Source organism: Labilibaculum filiforme (genome assembly GCF_002843315.1).
GTDB classification, from domain to species: domain Bacteria; phylum Bacteroidota; class Bacteroidia; order Bacteroidales; family Marinifilaceae; genus Labilibaculum; species Labilibaculum filiforme.
Genome location: NZ_MVDD01000001.1, coordinates 78,869 through 96,587 on the forward strand (window position 1 = coordinate 78,869; position 17,719 = coordinate 96,587).

General features: G+C 35.1%; 12 protein-coding genes. 8 read left to right on the forward strand and 4 right to left on the reverse strand.

The window, feature by feature from the left end:
- Positions 1-57: 57 nt before the first annotated feature.
- On the reverse strand, positions 58-1,833 hold the full coding sequence (locus tag BZG02_RS00340; protein WP_101259424.1) for a chloride channel protein: 1,776 nt from the start codon (positions 1,831-1,833) through the stop codon (positions 58-60).
- A 337-nt stretch (positions 1,834-2,170) separates the two neighbouring features.
- Positions 2,171-3,946, reverse strand: coding sequence for a chloride channel protein (locus BZG02_RS00345; protein ID WP_245868035.1), 1,776 nt, complete (start codon positions 3,944-3,946; stop codon positions 2,171-2,173).
- A gap of 371 nt (positions 3,947-4,317) precedes the next feature.
- On the opposite strand from BZG02_RS00345, the gene BZG02_RS00350 reads away from it, so the two are divergent.
- From BZG02_RS00350 to BZG02_RS00375, 6 genes are all read left to right on the forward strand, one after another.
- On the forward strand, positions 4,318-5,271 hold the full coding sequence (locus BZG02_RS00350; protein ID WP_101259425.1) for an NAD(P)H-dependent flavin oxidoreductase: 954 nt from the start codon (positions 4,318-4,320) through the stop codon (positions 5,269-5,271).
- Positions 5,272-5,306: 35 nt separating this feature from the next.
- On the forward strand, positions 5,307-6,545 hold the full coding sequence (locus BZG02_RS00355) for a M16 family metallopeptidase (RefSeq protein ID WP_101259426.1): 1,239 nt from the start codon (positions 5,307-5,309) through the stop codon (positions 6,543-6,545).
- Positions 6,546-6,547: 2 nt separating this feature from the next.
- Positions 6,548-7,864, forward strand: coding sequence for a M16 family metallopeptidase (locus BZG02_RS00360; RefSeq protein ID WP_101259427.1), 1,317 nt, complete (start codon positions 6,548-6,550; stop codon positions 7,862-7,864).
- Between the two features lie 183 nt (positions 7,865-8,047).
- Entirely contained in the window at positions 8,048-10,294 is a 2,247-nt protein-coding gene (locus tag BZG02_RS00365; protein ID WP_101259428.1) for a RelA/SpoT family protein, read from the forward strand.
- A 101-nt stretch (positions 10,295-10,395) separates the two neighbouring features.
- Positions 10,396-10,854 carry a Fur family transcriptional regulator gene (locus BZG02_RS00370; RefSeq protein ID WP_101259429.1) on the forward strand — a complete coding sequence of 153 codons (459 nt, stop codon included), beginning with the start codon at positions 10,396-10,398 and terminating at the stop codon, positions 10,852-10,854.
- Between the two features lie 244 nt (positions 10,855-11,098).
- Positions 11,099-12,370: an adenylosuccinate synthase gene (locus BZG02_RS00375; protein WP_101259430.1), complete on the forward strand. Its 1,272-nt coding sequence runs from the start codon at positions 11,099-11,101 to the stop codon at positions 12,368-12,370.
- A gap of 144 nt (positions 12,371-12,514) precedes the next feature.
- Here the strand turns inward: BZG02_RS00375 and BZG02_RS00380 are convergent, their stop codons facing one another.
- Together BZG02_RS00380 and BZG02_RS00385 are read right to left on the reverse strand one after the other, a co-directional pair.
- Positions 12,515-13,657: a DUF4831 family protein gene (locus tag BZG02_RS00380; RefSeq protein WP_101259431.1), complete on the reverse strand. Its 1,143-nt coding sequence runs from the start codon at positions 13,655-13,657 to the stop codon at positions 12,515-12,517.
- Positions 13,658-13,735: 78 nt separating this feature from the next.
- Positions 13,736-15,247, reverse strand: a complete 1,512-nt coding sequence (locus BZG02_RS00385) for an NAD(P)H-hydrate dehydratase (RefSeq protein ID WP_101259432.1) — start codon at positions 15,245-15,247, stop codon at positions 13,736-13,738.
- 315 nt (positions 15,248-15,562) lie between these two features.
- Here BZG02_RS00385 and BZG02_RS00390 point away from each other — a divergent pair, with 315 nt between their 5' ends.
- Together BZG02_RS00390 and BZG02_RS00395 are read left to right on the forward strand one after the other, a co-directional pair.
- Positions 15,563-17,089 carry a peptide MFS transporter gene (locus BZG02_RS00390; RefSeq protein ID WP_101259433.1) on the forward strand — a complete coding sequence of 509 codons (1,527 nt, stop codon included), beginning with the start codon at positions 15,563-15,565 and terminating at the stop codon, positions 17,087-17,089.
- Positions 17,090-17,387: 298 nt separating this feature from the next.
- On the forward strand, positions 17,388-17,708 hold the full coding sequence (locus BZG02_RS00395) for a DUF6787 family protein (protein ID WP_101259434.1): 321 nt from the start codon (positions 17,388-17,390) through the stop codon (positions 17,706-17,708).
- The last annotated feature ends 11 nt before the right edge of the window (positions 17,709-17,719 follow it).

Sequence of the window (17,719 nt, forward strand, 5' to 3'; positions counted from 1 at the left end):
ACTCCAATTCGCAATTGCAAAATGGAGTTGACTTTATTTTTTGATAAATCTATTCTTCTATTCATCGGAGAAATGCACCAAAACTCTTCGGTAAACATTGAATATTTTCGCTTTTGAAACAAAACCTAAATATTTTTCATCCTGCACAACTGGCAGGTTCCAGGCTCCTGTTTCTTCAAATTTACGCATTACCTTATCCATTGGAGCATCTACATCTAAAACTGCAGGTGGCATTATCATTAAGCTCCATACATGTGTATCATCATACATTTCAGGATTAAACATGATGTCTCTGATATCATCTAAAAGTACTATTCCCAGTAACTTTTCATCCTCATCAACTACCGGAAAGATATTTCGTTGCGATTGTGAAATAATCTTCACCAGTTCGCCTAAAGTTGCGTCTGGATTTACTCGTTTTAAATCTGTTTCGATCACCTTCCCCATTTTCATCAGCGTAAGCACCGCTTTATCTTTATTGTGAGTAATCAACTCACCACGTTTGGCCAATCGTTTGGTATAAATGGAATGTGGTTCAAAATACATGATAGTGAGGTATGCAATTGTTGCTGTAATCATGATGGGTATAAACAATGCATATCCACCAGTAATTTCAACAATAAGAAAGATTGCTGTAAGTGGCGCATGCATAACTCCGGCCATCATACCTGCCATCCCGATAAGGGTGAAATTACTTTCGGAAAGCTTAATGAAATTAAATCCATTAATAACTCGAGCAACAAAAAATCCGGAAACCGCTCCTAAAAATAAGGAAGGAGCAAAAATACCTCCAACTCCTCCACTTCCGGTAGTAACCGTAGAAGCAACTACTTTAAAACCAAGTATTAGTAATACATAGCCCAGCAGCATCCAATAATTATCTTTCAAAAAATAGAAAATACTACTGCTTACCAAATGCGTGTGATCCCCATCGAGTAGCGCCTGAATCGTATTGTAACCTTCCCCGTAAAGTGGAGGAAACAAGAAAATCATTACCCCAAGCAAAATACCTCCCACAACCATTTTTCGATAACAATTGGTGATTTTTCCAAAAATACTTTCTAAAAACATGGAAAACCGAGTAAAGTAAAGAGATACTAAACCAGCAAAAACACCTAAAATGATATAGTAAGGAATATTATTAATTACAAAAGGGGTAGCAACATCATAGCTTAGTAAAACACTTTTTCCCATAAAAAAATAGGAAATACTTGCTCCGGTAATGGATGAAATCAATAAAGGAATAAGAGAAGCCATGGTTAAATCGAGCATGAGCACCTCTAATGTGAAAATCATTCCTGCCATTGGAGCTTTAAAAATGCCTCCAATAGCTCCGGCTGCACCACAACCAACCATCAGCGTAACAATCTTGTAATTCATATGAAACATACGAGCAAGATTCGATCCTATTGATGCTCCGGTAAGAACTACGGGAGCCTCTGCTCCAACCGACCCACCAAATCCGATGGTTAATGTACTGGCAATAATTGAAGAAAAATTGTTGTGTGATTTTATTTGAGAATTTTTCTTTGAAATAGCATAGAGAATTCTCGATACACCATGTCCGATATTATCCTTCACAAAGAATTTTATAAACAAGACAGTTAATAAAATTCCGATTGCTGGATATGCTAAATACAGTAAATTGGCAGAATCAACATGTAATCGGTGGGTTAAAAAATGGTGCGTAAAGTGTATTGCATTCTTTAGCAATAGTGCCGCCAAACCACTTATCAAACCCACTAAAAAACTTAAAAGTAGAACGAATTGCCGCTCCTTGATGTTCTTCACTCTCCAAATCAAAAACCGGGAAAGCAAGCTTTTATTTTTCATTGCTTACAATCAACATTTACATCTAAAAAATAATCCGGAAAGGTCGAATGGCTGAAGAAGTCAGGCGACCTTAAATTATAGTTACATAAAAAAATCCAGCGACTTTATAAAATATATGTATCCTACTGATTATCTGAACTAATTTGCAACTATATTTGCATAACAGCTCCTAATTTGAGTGCAAAAGTAATAGATAATTAGTAAGAAGAAAACCTTTTAGCGGTAATTTTTAAAAACTTTCCACAACAAAAACTAAGACATTGATTACCAGAGCGAACAAAGCAAACGTTTGTTAAAAAACCAAATGCCAATAAGTTCGGTTTCCGAAATTACTTCTCTAATCTTCAGAAAAATGTTTTAGCATACGGCGGTAGGTAGAAAATATTTGCGCCCTCGATACGCATCCACAATATTTACCATCGTTTAAAACTACCAAATTAAATTTATCGGAATATTGATATTTACTAGCCACATCAGCCATCGATTCATCATGCTGTATAACTACCTGTGGCATCACCATTAAGTCACGCACGAAAACATCATTGTATTTTTCAGGCTGAAACATAATTTCTCGGATATCATCCAACTTCACAATGCCTTTAAAATTATTCTCCTCATCAATAACAATAAATATATTTCGGTTCGCTTTGGCAATTACTTTTACCAATTCGCCTAGAGTAGCATTCGCATCTACTGTACTAAAATCTCTTTCAATTAATTTAGTAACCCGCATCAACGACAACACGTTTTGATCTTTATCATGCGTCATCAACTCCTTGCGCTTGGCTAACTGTATTGTATATACAGAATGAGTTTCGAAGGTTTTTACCGTTGCATAGGAAACCGTAGCTGTAATCATCAATGGAACAAATAGTTGATATCCTCCTGAAATATCAGCAATCAGAAATAAACCAGTTAATGGAGCATGCAGCACTCCGGCAATCATACCAGCCATGCCAATAAGAGCAAAATTATTAACCTCTAAATCACGAAACCCTAGATGTTGCACCAATTTAGCGAACAATACTCCTGCATTAACTCCCATAAATAGTGTTGGAGCAAAAATACCACCTACCCCTCCAGCTCCAAAAGTAATAGATGCCGCTATCACTTTAAAGAAGATCACCATTACCAACAAAACAATAATCATCCAAAAATTATCCTGAAAAGAATAGAACAATGAATTATTAAACAAATAGGAGTAGTTTCCTGAAAGAGATGCATTTATAGCATCGTAGCCCTCTCCAAATAAGGAGGGAAAGAAAAAGATAATAATACCAAGTGATAATCCCCCAAAAATTAATTTCTTATAAATTGATTCAATCTTATCGAAAATACCATGAATAAACATGTAACATTTGGTAAAATAAGTAGCTAATAAGCCTGTAAAAATTCCCAATACAATGTAATAAGGTAAATCCGACATTATAAATCCATTTTCTACTTTAAAAGGATACAACACATCCATTCCCAAAAAGAAATAGGAAGTAATTACTGCAGAAGTAGATGCCAACAAAAGTGGAACCAAAGACCACATAGTAAGATCAAGCATAATTACCTCTAAGGCAAATACAATGGCTGCAATCGGAGCTTTAAAAATAGCAGCCATGGCTCCAGCACATGCACAGCCCAAAAGCAGAGTTATATGCTTGTAGTTTAAATGAAACAAGCGACCAATATTTGATCCTAGAGCAGCACCTGTTGCTACGGTTGGTCCCTCCAATCCCACAGACCCACCAAAACCCACCGTAAAAGCGGAAGTAATAATGGATGAAAACATATTGTGCCTGCTTATTTGGGCATTGGATTTCGAAATGCCATAAAGAACATTAGGAATACCATGCCGAACCGGACGTCTTATTACATATTTTATAAATAGTACGGCAATTAAAATTCCGATGGTTGGATAGATAACGTATAGTATATTTTCATATTCAACCGACGAATTATTTTGTAGAAGAGAGCTAATAAAATGCACCGAATTTTTAATAATTACAGCAGCTATTCCCGATGTTACTCCAATAAGAATGGCTAACATAGAAATAAACTGGCGATCGTTAACATGCTTCAAGCGCCAAACTAAAAAACGACCTAATAATGATTTTTTTTTCACTTTTCAATTAAATAATATCCATCTGCAAATAAGAATCTTACGAAACAACTAAGTTTCCTTACTACTTCAACAAGAAGCATAAAATAAGGAATATCTACCTTAAGATACAAGCAGCAAGCTATAAAAGAAGATAAAAACTCCCTATATTCTGATATATATATTAAATCTAAAGAACTAGTACGATCTCTGCAGTAATGAGTCCTGATGACAAACAACTTATTTAATATTACTTAAAATCATACTTCGATGTCTTATTCTTATCGAGATTTTTTTTTAAATTTGCAATATCTCCTATTCATATCCACAGACACAAGCATACTATTTTTGTTCTTGTGTCTTTTTTGATTGAATTACTTAAGATTTTAAAGAACATGACAAATAGAATAACATCTCTTTTCAATATTCAATACCCTATTATTCAAGGTGGAATGGTTTGGTGTTCGGGTTGGAAATTAGCCGCAGCAGTTAGCAATGCCGGAGGATTAGGTTTAATTGGTGCTGGATCGATGCACCCAGATACATTTCAAGAGCATATTCAAAAAACAAAAGCAGCAACGAATAAACCCTTTGGTGTTAATGTACCATTACTATATCCTGAAATGGATAAAATAATGGATATTATTGTAAACGAAGGTGTTAAAATTGTATTTACATCAGCAGGAAGTCCTAAAAAATGGACTCCATTCCTAAAGAAGCATGGAATTACAGTGGTTCATGTTGTGTCTAGTGCTTTTTTTGCAAAAAAATGTGAAGATACAGGTGTTGATGCTGTGGTAGCAGAAGGTTTTGAAGCAGGAGGCCATAACGGCAGAGAGGAAACTACAACAATGACCTTAATTCCCTCGGTTCGAAAGGCCATTCAACTTCCTTTAATTGCTGCAGGTGGAATTGGATCTGGTGAAAGTATGCTATCCGCAATGATTTTGGGGGCTGATGGTGTTCAAATGGGAACTCGTTTCGCCATTTCTGAAGAATCTTCGGCACATATAAACTTTAAGAACTCGATCCTTCAACTAGGAGAAGGGGAAACAAAACTTGCTTTAAAAAAACTTGCTCCTACCCGCTTAATTAAAAATCAATTTTTCAATCAGGTGAACGAAGCTGAATGCCGTGGAGCTTCCGCTGACGAAATGAAGCAACTATTAGGTAAAGGTCGCGCTAAAAGTGGTATGTTTGAGGGAGATTTGGAAGAAGGAGAATTGGAAATTGGACAGGTTTCTGCTCTAATCGATAAAATACAAACTGTTTCTGAAATTATTACTCAAATAAATAAAGAATATCAAAACAGTCTTGCTCAATTAAAATCCGACAAATATCTATTTTAAGGGAGAACCATTCTTAAAACTACACAAAAGAAACTATGATCGAATTTGATAAATTTACACTTAAGAATGGTTTGCGAGTGATTGTGCATCGTGACGAAACCACTCCAATGGCTGCCGTAAATATTTTATATAATATTGGTGCTAAAGATGAAAACCCAGAACGAACTGGATTTGCCCACCTTTTTGAACATCTAATGTTTGGAGGATCGATAAATATTCCGAATTACGACGAACCCTTACAAATGGTAGGTGGCGATAATAATGCATGGACCAATAATGATATAACGAATTACTATCTGACCGTTCCAAAAGCAAATTTAGAAACTGCATTTTGGTTGGAGTCTGATAGAATGCTGAGCCTTGCTTTTAGTGAAAAAAGTCTGGAAGTACAACGCAGTGTAGTTATCGAAGAATTTAAACAAAGGTATTTCAATCAACCTTACGGGGATGTATGGTTGCACCTACGTCCTTTAGCTTATAAAGAACATCCTTATCAATGGCCTACCATTGGAAAATCTATCGATCACATCGAAAAAGCGACCTTAGAAGAGGTTAAAGATTTCTTTTTCCATCATTATGCTCCCAATAATGCAATTATGGTTGTTGCTGGAAATGTAGATACACAACAAGTTAAAGAGCTAGCTGAGAAGTGGTTTGGTCCAATTGAGAAAAGGGAACTTGCAACAAGAAATCTTCCGGAAGAACCTATTCAAAATGAATTCCGAAGCAAGAGAATTGATAGTAACGTACCCTTGGACGCCATATATATGGCATTTCATATGGGAAGAAGAATGGACGAGGATTTCTATATCATTGATCTGGTTTCGGATGTATTGTCGAACGGACAATCGTCGCGAATTTTTCAATCTTTAGTAAAAGAAAAAAACTTATTCTCATCGATAGATGCATATATTACCGGGGAATTTGAACCTGGATTGTTTCTAATCACCGGGAAGCTTGTTAAAGGAGTTAGTATGGAAACCGCAGAAGCTGCCATTTGGGAAGAACTCAACAAAATTGCCACCATTAAAGTAGATGAGTATGAACTTCAAAAAGTAAAAAATAAAGTTGAATCGACTTTAGTATTTTCCGAAATCAGCTATCTAAATAAAGCCATGAACTTGGCTACCCATGAATTATTAGGTGATGCCAACGACATTAATAAAGAAGTGGAAAAATATCAAAAAGTGAGCGTTGATGACCTGTTAAACAGTTCTGCTAAAATTTTCCGAAAAGAAAATTGTTCTACACTTTATTATTACTCTAAAAAATAAGAATGGAAAATCTATATAGAAACACAGCGCCCAAATTTAAAACTGTTGATAGCATTGAGATTCTACCATCGCAAAAGCATTCCTTAAGCAATCATATTCCTGTCCACATTATTAATGGTGGAAGTCAGGATGTGGTGAAAATTGAATTTGTTTTTAATGCTGGAATCTGGCAACAAAAAAAACCTTTAATTGCAACACTCACCAATAGCATGCTTAACGAAGGAACTACTTCTTTAACAGCATCCGAAATTGCAGAAAAATTTGATTTTTTAGGAGCGCATATCGGTTTTTCAACTAGTAAACATGAAGCTAGCGTAACCTTATACAGCCTTAAAAAGCATTTTTCTGAAACGCTTGAATTAACCGCTGACCTAATCAAAAATTCGATTTTTCCGGAGAAAGAATTCAAAACAATTCTTACCAATAGAAAGCAACAATATCAAGTAGATCATCAGAAAACAAATGTTTTAGCAAAAGAGAAATTTACCGAATTGATTTATGGTAAAAATCATCCCTATTCAAACTCCTACAACATTAGCGAGTTCGATAATTGCAGCTTACAGGAGGTAAAGGAATTCTACCAGACCAACTACACAGCCAGCAACTGTCATATTATAATTGCCGGTAAGGTAGATGAAGATGTATTAACTCAAGTTGACAATTTATTTGGGGAGAACAAATGGTTAAAGCAAAGCGAACTTATTGATCATACTTACCAAAATATCGGATCAAAAGAAAAAACTGCTTTTGTATGCAAAGAAGATGCAGTGCAATCGACCATTCGTATTGGACGTAAATTATTTACAAAAACACACCCCGACTACACTGGAATACAACTACTTAATTTAATATTAGGAGGTTATTTTGGATCGAGATTAATGCAAAACATCCGCGAGGATAAAGGATACACCTATGGTATTAACTCCATTATGCTATCTCATTTAAAAGAAGGACATTTTGTAATTGTTACCGAAGTTGGAGCCGAAGTGTGTAAAGCTGCAGTTCAAGAAATATTCCTGGAAATTAAACGATTAAGAGAGGAACTAGTTTCCGAAGATGAATTAAGCCTAGTGAAAAACTATTTTTCAGGTGAAATGCTTCGAAATTTAGATAGTCCTTTTGCCTTATCGGATGGTTTAAGAGGAAATTTGCCTTTTGGTTTGGACAATACCTATTTTGCGAAATTTATTAAAGATTTAAAGGCTGTTAGTGCCGAAAGATTAATGCAATTGGCAAATGAATATTTAAAGGCTGAAGATCTTTACCTTGTGGTTTGCGGACCAAAAGAATGTGAAGACGCACTTGTTACAATAAATTAGCATTCATTTTTTGCTGAAATGGATATTACATCCGCTTAATGAATGCTAATTTGCTGCAAAACCTCACATATTCATGATTACCCAATAAAAAAAGGCAAACAAGTCCTATATTTAGTATTAAAAAATTATTAGTTTTTGTTACTTTTAAAATTACAACAAACAATTCTGAACAAATAGGTTTTTATGAGCGGTGAGACTGAGGAAGACAAACAAATGATACTTGACGCCTACGAGCAACTTTTGACACATTGCAAAAGAAGTCGTGAGCCGGAAAGCAAACAAATGATAGATAAGGCTTTTCATTTTGCATGGGAAGCCCATAAAGGCGTGCGCCGTAAATCAGGAGAACCTTATGTGCTACATCCAATTTCTGTTGCTCAAATTGCAGCAAAAGAAATGGGCTTGGGAACAAAGTCGATTGTGGCATCTTTATTACATGATGTTGTTGAAGACACCGAATATACTCTCGATGATATTCGAAATCATTTTGGAGAAAAAGTTGCACAAATTGTAGATGGTCTGACTAAAATATCGGATGTATTTGGACAGCAAACCTCTCTTCAGGCAGAAAATTTCAGAAAAATGCTTTTAACTTTATCGGATGACCTTAGAGTTATTTTGATAAAAATGGCAGACAGATTGCACAATATGCGTACTCTGAGCTCGATGCCATTAAGAAAGCAGATGAAAATTGCTGGTGAAACACTTTTTCTTTTTGCTCCTCTCGCTCACAGAATGGGTTTGTATGCTATTAAATCGGAACTTGAAGATTTAAGTTTACGATACGAACATCCTGAGGATTTTGAAAGTATATCCAAAAAAATAATTGAGCAGGAAGAAAAGCAACAAAAAATTATTTCAAGTATTATTGCTCCTATCGAAGAAAAACTGAAAGAAGCAGATATTCATTGTTCTATTAAAAATAGACCGCGATCCATTTTCTCGATTTGGAATAAGGTACAAACCCAAAATACCAGTATCGAAGAAATTTACGATATGATTTCGGTACGGGTTGTTTTCACTCCTAAAGAAGGTGTTCCTGAAAAAAATCAATGTTGGAATATCTATTCTCTTATTACAGATATCTACAAACCAAAACCAGAACGTATCCGCGATTGGGTTAGTACACCAAAAGCCAACGGTTATCAAGCTTTGCATGTAACCGCTATGGGACCACAAGGAAAGTGGGTGGAATTTCAAATCCGAACCGAAAAAATGGATGACATTGCCGAAAAAGGTTTTGCAGTTCATTCCAAATACAATAATAATGGTAGCGGAGAATCGGAATTAGATAAATGGCTAAACGATGTTCGCGAAATTCTAGACAATCCGGAAGCCGATGCAATGGCCTTTCTGGATGAATTCAAATTGAATCTATTTTCGAAGGAAATTCAGGTTTTTACTCCTAAAGGACATATCCGCACTTTACCAAAAAAAGCAACTACACTTGATTTTGCCTACGATATACATACCGATATCGGAAATCATTGCATTGGCGCTAAAGTAAATCATCGACTAGTGCCTTTAAGTCATGAATTAAAAAGTGGCGATCAGGTAGAAATTTTAACTTCGGAAAAACAAGCACCAAAATACGAATGGATCGAATTTGTAATTACTGCCCGAGCAAAATCTAAAATAAAATCAGCCTTTAAAAAGGAACGAAAAGAATACACCGCAAAAGGTGCCCGAATGATCGAAGATCAATTGATTGATAGTGGCCTGCTTATGAATGCAAAAGCATTCCGGAAAATGCTCGAACACTACAAACTTGCCAACAAAGAAGAATTATTTTATAAAATTGGTTTAGGCAAAATTAATATCAATGAAATTGATGGAGTCGTTCGAAAAAAATCGAAAAGCAAATTTATTAAGTATTGGAAACTTCAGTTTTTTGGACATTCGGAAGAAAGTGATGAGGATGAAGTGCTGGAAACCGAAAATATAAAGCCCGAAGTTGATAAAAAGAAAACTCTTATGCTTACCGAATTAGCAGCTAATGAGAGTTATAAAATTGCAACTTGTTGCAAACCCATACCCGGCGACGAAGTGCTTGGGTATTTGGATATGGCCAATAATGTTACCATTCACAAAAGAAAATGCCCCAACGCACTTAAACTGATGTCTAGTCAGGGAGACCGGATACTTGCCGCAGATTGGACGAGTCATCGATTAATGTCTTTTTTGGCAATTATTGAATTGACCGGAATTGATAAAGTTGGTATCGTTAATGAAGTAACAAATGTTATTTCAAAGGATCATGATGTAAATATGAGATCCTTACATTTTGAAAGCCATGATGGTGTGTTTGAGGGCTTAATCCATCTCTATGTTCACAATACAGAAGATTTAAACAATTTAATTATGAAACTTATCAAGATTAAAGGACTTGATAATGTGAAACGTATCGAAAATATTGAAGAATATAGCTAAATTAAAATTTATTCTAAATAAGCTTTTAGTTCTAAAAAAAATCACTATTTTAGACCCATTATTTTAAATTAGATTAGATAACACCTAGGTTATTTTTTGATATGAGCAACGAAGACACTAAAGAAATTGTTAAGAAGATGTTTACAGAATATCTTCAAAAGAAGGGACATCGAAAGACTCCGGAAAGATACGCAATCCTTGACGAGATATATTCCCGAGAAGGGCATTTCGATATTGAATCGCTTTACATATTCATGAAAAATAAAAACTATCGTGTTAGTCGAGCGACTTTATACAATACTATAGATCTTCTTCTGGATTGCAAATTAGTAGTGAAACATCAATTTGGTAAAAACATAGCTCAATTCGAAAAAGCCTACGACAGTAATAAACACGATCATCTAATTTGTACCCGCTGTGGCAAAGTTCTTGAATTCTGCGATACTCGTCTAGAGGATGTACGTAAAAATGTTTCGGATGATATGGACTTTAAAGTTTCTCATCACTCCTTATACATTTACGGAATTTGCCAAGAATGTAGAAAATTAGAAAATAATTAATTTATCAACAGATAATATCTCTTAAAACCTCCGAATTACGGAGGTTTTTTTATGTCCAAAACTGACTTATTAACAAGACCGATTTTGCACTACCCAAACTAAAAATAATTATTACCTTTGACTGTTAAAACTTGTAAGCACTCCTTCAAGATTTAACCTCATACCCCGAACCATTTTATAAATCCAATAATAAAATTGGTTTGGATAGTTACTTGTTAAGATTCACTATCAAATTATTAGAAAGATGAAAGTTGATGTACTTTTAGGCCTCCAATGGGGAGATGAAGGTAAAGGAAAAGTTGTGGACGTACTGACCCCAAAGTACGATTTTATCACCCGTTTTCAGGGTGGCCCTAACGCAGGACACACTTTAGAATTTAATAAAATTAAGCACGTTCTGCATACAATTCCTTCCGGTATCTTCCGCGACGATAAGATTAATGTTATTGGAAATGGTGTTGTTATCGATCCTGTGATATTCAAAAAAGAAATTGAAGGGATCAAAAAACTTGGAATCAATCTTACCAAAACCTTATTTATTTCAAAAAAGGCTCATTTAATTTTACCTTCTCACCGAATTCTTGATGCCGCATCTGAAGCTGCAAAAGGAAAATCAAAAATTGGTTCTACTCTTAAAGGAATTGGACCTACCTATATGGATAAAACAGGTAGAAACGGTTTGCGTGTAGGTGATATCAACTTGAATTTTAAGGAAAAATATAATGCTCTGGTTGAAAAGCATCGCTTAATGCTCGACAAACTTTACGAATTCGATTATGATATTTCGGAATACGAAGCAGAATGGTTCGAAGGAATTAAAGTATTAAGTGAATTTCAGTTAATTGATAGCGAACAATTCCTTAATGATGCCCTTAAAGATGGTAAATCTATTCTTGCCGAAGGTGCACAAGGAACTTTATTGGATGTTGATTTTGGATCGTACCCATTTGTAACTTCATCGAATACAGTATGCGCAGGAGCTTGTACTGGTTTAGGTGTTGCTCCAAATCGTATTGGTAGAGTAATTGGTATTTTTAAAGCATATTGTACAAGAGTTGGTATGGGTCCTTTCCCTACCGAGCTTTTTGATGAAGACGGCGAAATGCTAAGAACAAAAGGAAATGAATTTGGTTCTACTACAGGTCGCGCAAGAAGATGCGGTTGGTTGGATATGGTTGCCCTTAAATATTCCATCATGATTAATGGAGTTACTGAACTAACCATGATGAAATCGGATGTAATGGACGATTTCGATACTATCAAAATTTGTACTTCTTACCTTGTTAATGGAGAAGAAGTAGAACACGTTCCTTACGAGATGACAGACGAAATTAAACCTGTTTATACAGAGTTTAACGGTTGGAAAACCGACATGACTTCGGTTACTCATGAAAATGAATTTTCGGAAGAATTCAATGCTTACATTAATTTCATTGAAGAAGAAACTGGAGTACCTGTTAAAATTGTTTCTGTTGGTCCAAACAGAGCTCAAACTATTGAAAGAATGCTTGACTAGTCGGGCACAATAATAAAAGCCTAATAAGGCGCATAAAAAAACCTGTTTGAAATTCAAACAGGTTTTTTTTATTCTATTGTTTGTATCGACCTAACTATAAGTAACTTCCTTCTATTTAAAACTACTTTTAGAATTAAAAAGAAACTACTTGCTCACATTTTTAATGGATCCTAAATCTGGATAAAATTCAATACTGTAGTTTTCGTTCATCAATACCTCTGCTGGCATACTCGTAATTTTGCCAAATTGTGCGATTGATATTCTGTTTTTATATAAAATATCTTTTCCGTTAGAAATGCTAAGATCAGCCATTCCAGGAATTCGGTAGAATATCTGCTTTTGAGCAGTAACACCAGCTGTTGGAACAATAGCTAACTCTCTTGTTGTTTCTAAATTTTTGAAATCGATACGAATTGGTTTTCCTCCTAAATCATTAACTCCAACAGGACCAGTTTGAGGAGACATTCTAAATATTACCCCACCAGTCTCACCACTTTTAGGAGTGTATAAAAACTCGAAATTTTCGGCAAAAGCAACTCTCTTTCCAATAAATAAAGACAAGTAATCATTTTCTAATTTCTCCAATTCTTTAACGATCAACTCATAAGCTTTCCCATCTGGAGGTAATACTTCGTAATTAGCTGTTAGTATTTTAAATCTTCTTTTCCGTAACTTAAATATCTGATGAGCCGCTTCTTCAGCTTTTTCCTCCATTGATTTTACCAAAGCTTGCTTTTCAAGTACAGGAACTTTTACGAAAGCGGTATCGGTTTCCACCACTTTAAAAACAGTATCCTCTTTGTACTTAATTATTGGATCAATTGCAAACCTTCCATATTCTATTTTAACCTCATCATCGTTAATAAAAACCACTTCTTTTTCTGCTCCCAACATCTTTTTCTTTTGCAAATTAAAGCCACTGATTAATCCATCGGGAGTTAAAGAAATTAAGCTTGGTTCATAATCTACCGAAGTAGTAATTTTATGGTACTGTTCCGGATCTACTTCTCCGTAGGCCGAAACATCAATCGATTTAAGTTTCCACTCCACTCCATCGGCAACAACCACATCTGAAACATTCAGAAATTTTTTCGCATAATCGGCAAAAGGACCTCTCTTCAAAATTGATTTTTCGGCCTTTACATTAAGCTTTATAACCGTTTGTGGCAATGCATACACAACGGTACTTGGAGTTTCTAGAGTTCTCCTCTTTTGTGCTGTAGTATTCCACTGACAAGAAATTACAACAACTGATACCAACAAGGTTCTAAAAATCATTCGTTTCATTATATTCTGTATTTTTTTTGTTTACAAATTGGATCATTAAACTCGTTTACTACTGGCTAACTATTATATTAGAAAACCCTATTTTTTTAGATATAACCATGCCTTTGGCAAATAGTCAACAATATCACTGGCTGTTAATGCTTCTACCCCAAAATCAACCGAGGCCAAATCGCCAGCCAAACCATGCAGGTACACTCCAATTATAGCCGCAACATGCGAAGGATAGCCCTGCGATAACAAAGATAATATTATTCCGGTCAACACATCGCCACTGCCTGCAGTTGCCATTCCTGGGTTTCCTTTCGGATTAAAATAACAACTTCCTTCGGGACAACAAATAGCAGTGTACGCACCTTTCAACACCAAGCTTATTTCATTATTTTTGGCAAACTCTCGCTGCATACAGTTGCGGGTATAACTATCGTCGCTTTTACCTACCAAACGCTCAAATTCCTTCACATGTGGCGTAAAAATACTTCCCAACGGCAATTCCTTTTTTAATTCGGGATGTTCTCCAATAATATTAATTGCATCGGCATCTATAACCATTGGAACTTTAACTTCCTTTAATAAATCAATCATCGCTCTAAAAGAATTTTGCTTTTTATCGATTCCCGGCCCAATAGCAATTGCCTTAAATTGACTTAAATCTGGATATTCTGTAAAAATAATATCGGAACGATCGATACTCACCATTGCTTCGGGTACTGCTGTTTGCAGAATTTGATACCCCAAACGTGGAATATGAGTGGTTAACAAACCGATTCCCGAACGTAAACTAGCCCGAGATGCCAATATTGCCGCTCCCATTTTTCCATAACTTCCACTAATTAGTAACCCGTGACCGTAAGTCCCCTTATGATCAAATTTTTTCCTTGGCATTAATAAAGATTTTACGAACTCCTTACTAAGCATTCTATAAGGCGTGGTTTCTGAGCTAATAATTTCAGGATGTAACCCTATCGACAAAACCTCCCATTCACCAATGTATTGTGCATTTTCGGGAAAAAGAAATGCCAATTTTGGAAACTGAAAACTTAGAGTATAATCGGCCCGAACAATTCCTCTCCCACTATTTTCCGAATTATCCTCTGTCATCAGTCCAGATGGAATATCGATAGCTATAACATTGGCTTCACTAGCATTCATTGCCTTCACAACATCCAAAACCAATCCCTCTAAAGGTCTTGATAAACCCGATCCAAAAATGGCATCGACCACTATATCGTCTTTAAAAAGCCAAGGCATGGATTCAATAGACGACATTTCGTACAAATCCAATGTATTCAATCCATTTAGACGTTCTAAATTTTTAGCAGCATCTGTCGATAGCTTATCGGTAATTCGAAGTACATGCACCTCTACTGCATAATTTTTAACTGCCAACATTCGAGCCAAGGCCAAACCATCCCCTCCGTTATTCCCTGGCCCCACAAAAATTTTACAATTTTGTGGAGCAGGAAAATGTGAAACAATCCATTTAAAAATTTTACTTGCCGCCCTTTCCATTAAGTCGATAGACATAATTGGTTCATGCTCTATGGTATATGCATCAATTTTAGCAATCTGTTTTGCAGAAAATATTTTCATGGTTATCAAATTTTAAAAAATATAAATTATACCCCCTCCTAAAGAGCAAAAAATGATAAAAACAACACCAAATAAAACAAAACATCAGGAAACTGTCCCCCCGTATATATGTTATTTCTCTATGTATTTTAAATTCGTCTTTTTTTGGAGCGTTATCTCAAAGATACTAAACTTTCAATTATCAATTCTGCTTACGAAAACGTTTTAAATAGATTGATTCTGCTATCAATTCGTTACTCTCTTCTGATTTTTTCTATATATTTGTGCTTCTTAGAATAAGAAAAACTATACTATTATAATTTAAAACTAACATTTATGTTTAAAGGACATCCTAAAGGACTAATTCCTGCTGCTCTAGCAAACATGGGAGAACGATTTGGTTTCTACACCATGATGGCTATTCTGGTATTATTCTTACAAGCAAAATTTAATTTAGATGGAGCTAATGCTGGTATTATTTACTCTATTTTCTATTTTTCGATTTATATACTTGCATTAGTTGGAGGTATAATTGCGGATAAAATAAACAACTTTAAAGGTACCATTCTAACTGGTTTAATTATGATGGCAGCAGGTTATGTTATTTTAGCTATACCTACTCCTACGCCTGTATCAAGTGTACCTCTCTTTTTAACTATTTCACTAATTGGTTTATTTGTAATCGCTTTTGGTAACGGTCTTTTCAAAGGTAACCTACAAGCATTGGTTGGTCAAATGTATGACGATCCTAAGTATAATGCATTAAGAGATTCAGGTTTCTCTCTATTTTATGCGTTCATAAATATCGGTGCAATTTTTGCACCAATTGTTGCAATTGTAATGCGTAATTGGTGGTTAGGAAAAAATCAATTACAATATGATGCGAGTTTACCTGAATATTGTCACAGTTTCATTAATGGTAACATTTCAGAAGCTTCCATGCATACATTTCAAGAGTATGCTGACAAAGCAAGCGGAGCACCTGTAGCTAATTTAGCTGAATTTGCAGATAGATACTTAAACGTATTTAATACTGGTTTCCATTACGCATTTGGAACGGCAATTGTAGCCATGGTTATTTCTCTTATTGTATTTATCAAAAATAAAAAACAGTTTCCGAATCCAAAAGGAACAGAAACTGTAGGTTCTGGATACACTAAGGAAGAAGTGAAAATGGAAGCTAAGGAAATTAAGCAACGTATGTATGCTTTATTAGCGGTATTTTCCGTTGTTATCTTCTTTTGGTTCTCTTTCCACCAAAATGGCTTAACATTAACGTTATTTGCTAAAGATTACACCGTACTTAAGATAGGAAACTGGAATTTCTCAGTAGAACTTTTCCAATCAATGAATCCGTTCTTTGTTGTATTCTTAACTCCTGTTGTTGTTGGTATCTTTGGATGGTTAAGAGCTCGAAACATGGAACCATCTACTCCTAAAAAGATTGCTATCGGTATGGGTATAGCTTGTTTAGGTTTTGTTGTAATGATGTTAGGTTCTTTCGGTTTACCTTTATGGGAAACTATTACTCCTTCAGCAGGTGGTACTCCTCTTATGGATTCGGAGCGTGTTGCTCCATATTTATTATTAGGAACTTATTTCATATTAACTGTTGCTGAATTATTTATTAGCCCAATGGGTATTTCATTTGTTTCTAAGGTTGCACCTCCTCAATATCAAGGGATGATGCAAGGTGGATGGTTAGGTGCTACTGCATTAGGCAATGGTCTATTATGGATTGGTGCAGTTTTATATCAAACTATACCAGTTTGGATGACTTGGAGTATTTTTGTTATCGCAACAGCCATCTCGATGTTTACAATCATATTTATGGTGAAATGGTTGGAAAGAGTTTCTAAATAATCGAAGTAAAATATTTTTAAGGAACCGTCTCAGTAATGAGGCGGTTTTTTTATGCCTCAAACTAGCGATCAAAGAGCTCAATTGCTTAATCAATAAAATCAATCCAATTTATTTCGCGCAATTAAAGACTAAAAGGTATTTTATATTATATTTGTCCTTATTAAAAACTATTCTAAATAATGTCGATTAGTATTTGACTCATTCCTTATCTGCGAAAGCAAATATGGAATGGTAATCCCGATAAATAGGGACAACATTATACGAGATAAATTTCACATTAAAAAAAAGTATAAACCTCATGTTTGAGAAACTTAAAAAGCGTTGGGAAATCACCTCTAACATCCAATTGATTCTTATTCTTATTACTTTTTCGCTTACTGGAAGTCTTTCGGTTATGGTTCGTAAGCCAGTTTTTGAATTTCTATCCATTGGACCGGATACCAATTTACTCATCAAAATTATTTTAAGCATTTTAATCATTACTCCAAGCTATCAAGTATTATTAATCATTGTTGGAAGCTTATTGGGGCAGTTTCGTTTTTTCTGGAAGTTTGAGAAGAAAATGCTCTCCCGATTCTCTTCAAAAAAAAAGAGACAAGCAATTTCTAAGGAAGCTTAAAAAAGTAATGT

Bases quoted from the DNA above. Each gene is read 5' to 3' on its own strand.
- BZG02_RS00380 (WP_101259431.1), bottom strand. From the start codon at position 13,657: ATGAAACGAATGATTTTTAGAACCTTGTTGGTATCAGTTGTTGTAATT.
- BZG02_RS00390 (WP_101259433.1), top strand. From the start codon at position 15,563: ATGTTTAAAGGACATCCTAAAGGACTAATTCCTGCTGCTCTAGCAAAC.
- BZG02_RS00375 (WP_101259430.1), top strand. From the start codon at position 11,099: ATGAAAGTTGATGTACTTTTAGGCCTCCAATGGGGAGATGAAGGTAAA.
- BZG02_RS00370 (WP_101259429.1), top strand. From the start codon at position 10,396: ATGAGCAACGAAGACACTAAAGAAATTGTTAAGAAGATGTTTACAGAA.
- BZG02_RS00340 (WP_101259424.1), bottom strand. From the start codon at position 1,833: ATGAAAAATAAAAGCTTGCTTTCCCGGTTTTTGATTTGGAGAGTGAAG.
- BZG02_RS00395 (WP_101259434.1), top strand. From the start codon at position 17,388: ATGTTTGAGAAACTTAAAAAGCGTTGGGAAATCACCTCTAACATCCAA.
- BZG02_RS00350 (WP_101259425.1), top strand. From the start codon at position 4,318: ATGACAAATAGAATAACATCTCTTTTCAATATTCAATACCCTATTATT.
- BZG02_RS00385 (WP_101259432.1), bottom strand. From the start codon at position 15,247: ATGAAAATATTTTCTGCAAAACAGATTGCTAAAATTGATGCATATACC.
- BZG02_RS00360 (WP_101259427.1), top strand. From the start codon at position 6,548: ATGGAAAATCTATATAGAAACACAGCGCCCAAATTTAAAACTGTTGAT.
- BZG02_RS00355 (WP_101259426.1), top strand. From the start codon at position 5,307: ATGATCGAATTTGATAAATTTACACTTAAGAATGGTTTGCGAGTGATT.
- BZG02_RS00365 (WP_101259428.1), top strand. From the start codon at position 8,048: ATGAGCGGTGAGACTGAGGAAGACAAACAAATGATACTTGACGCCTAC.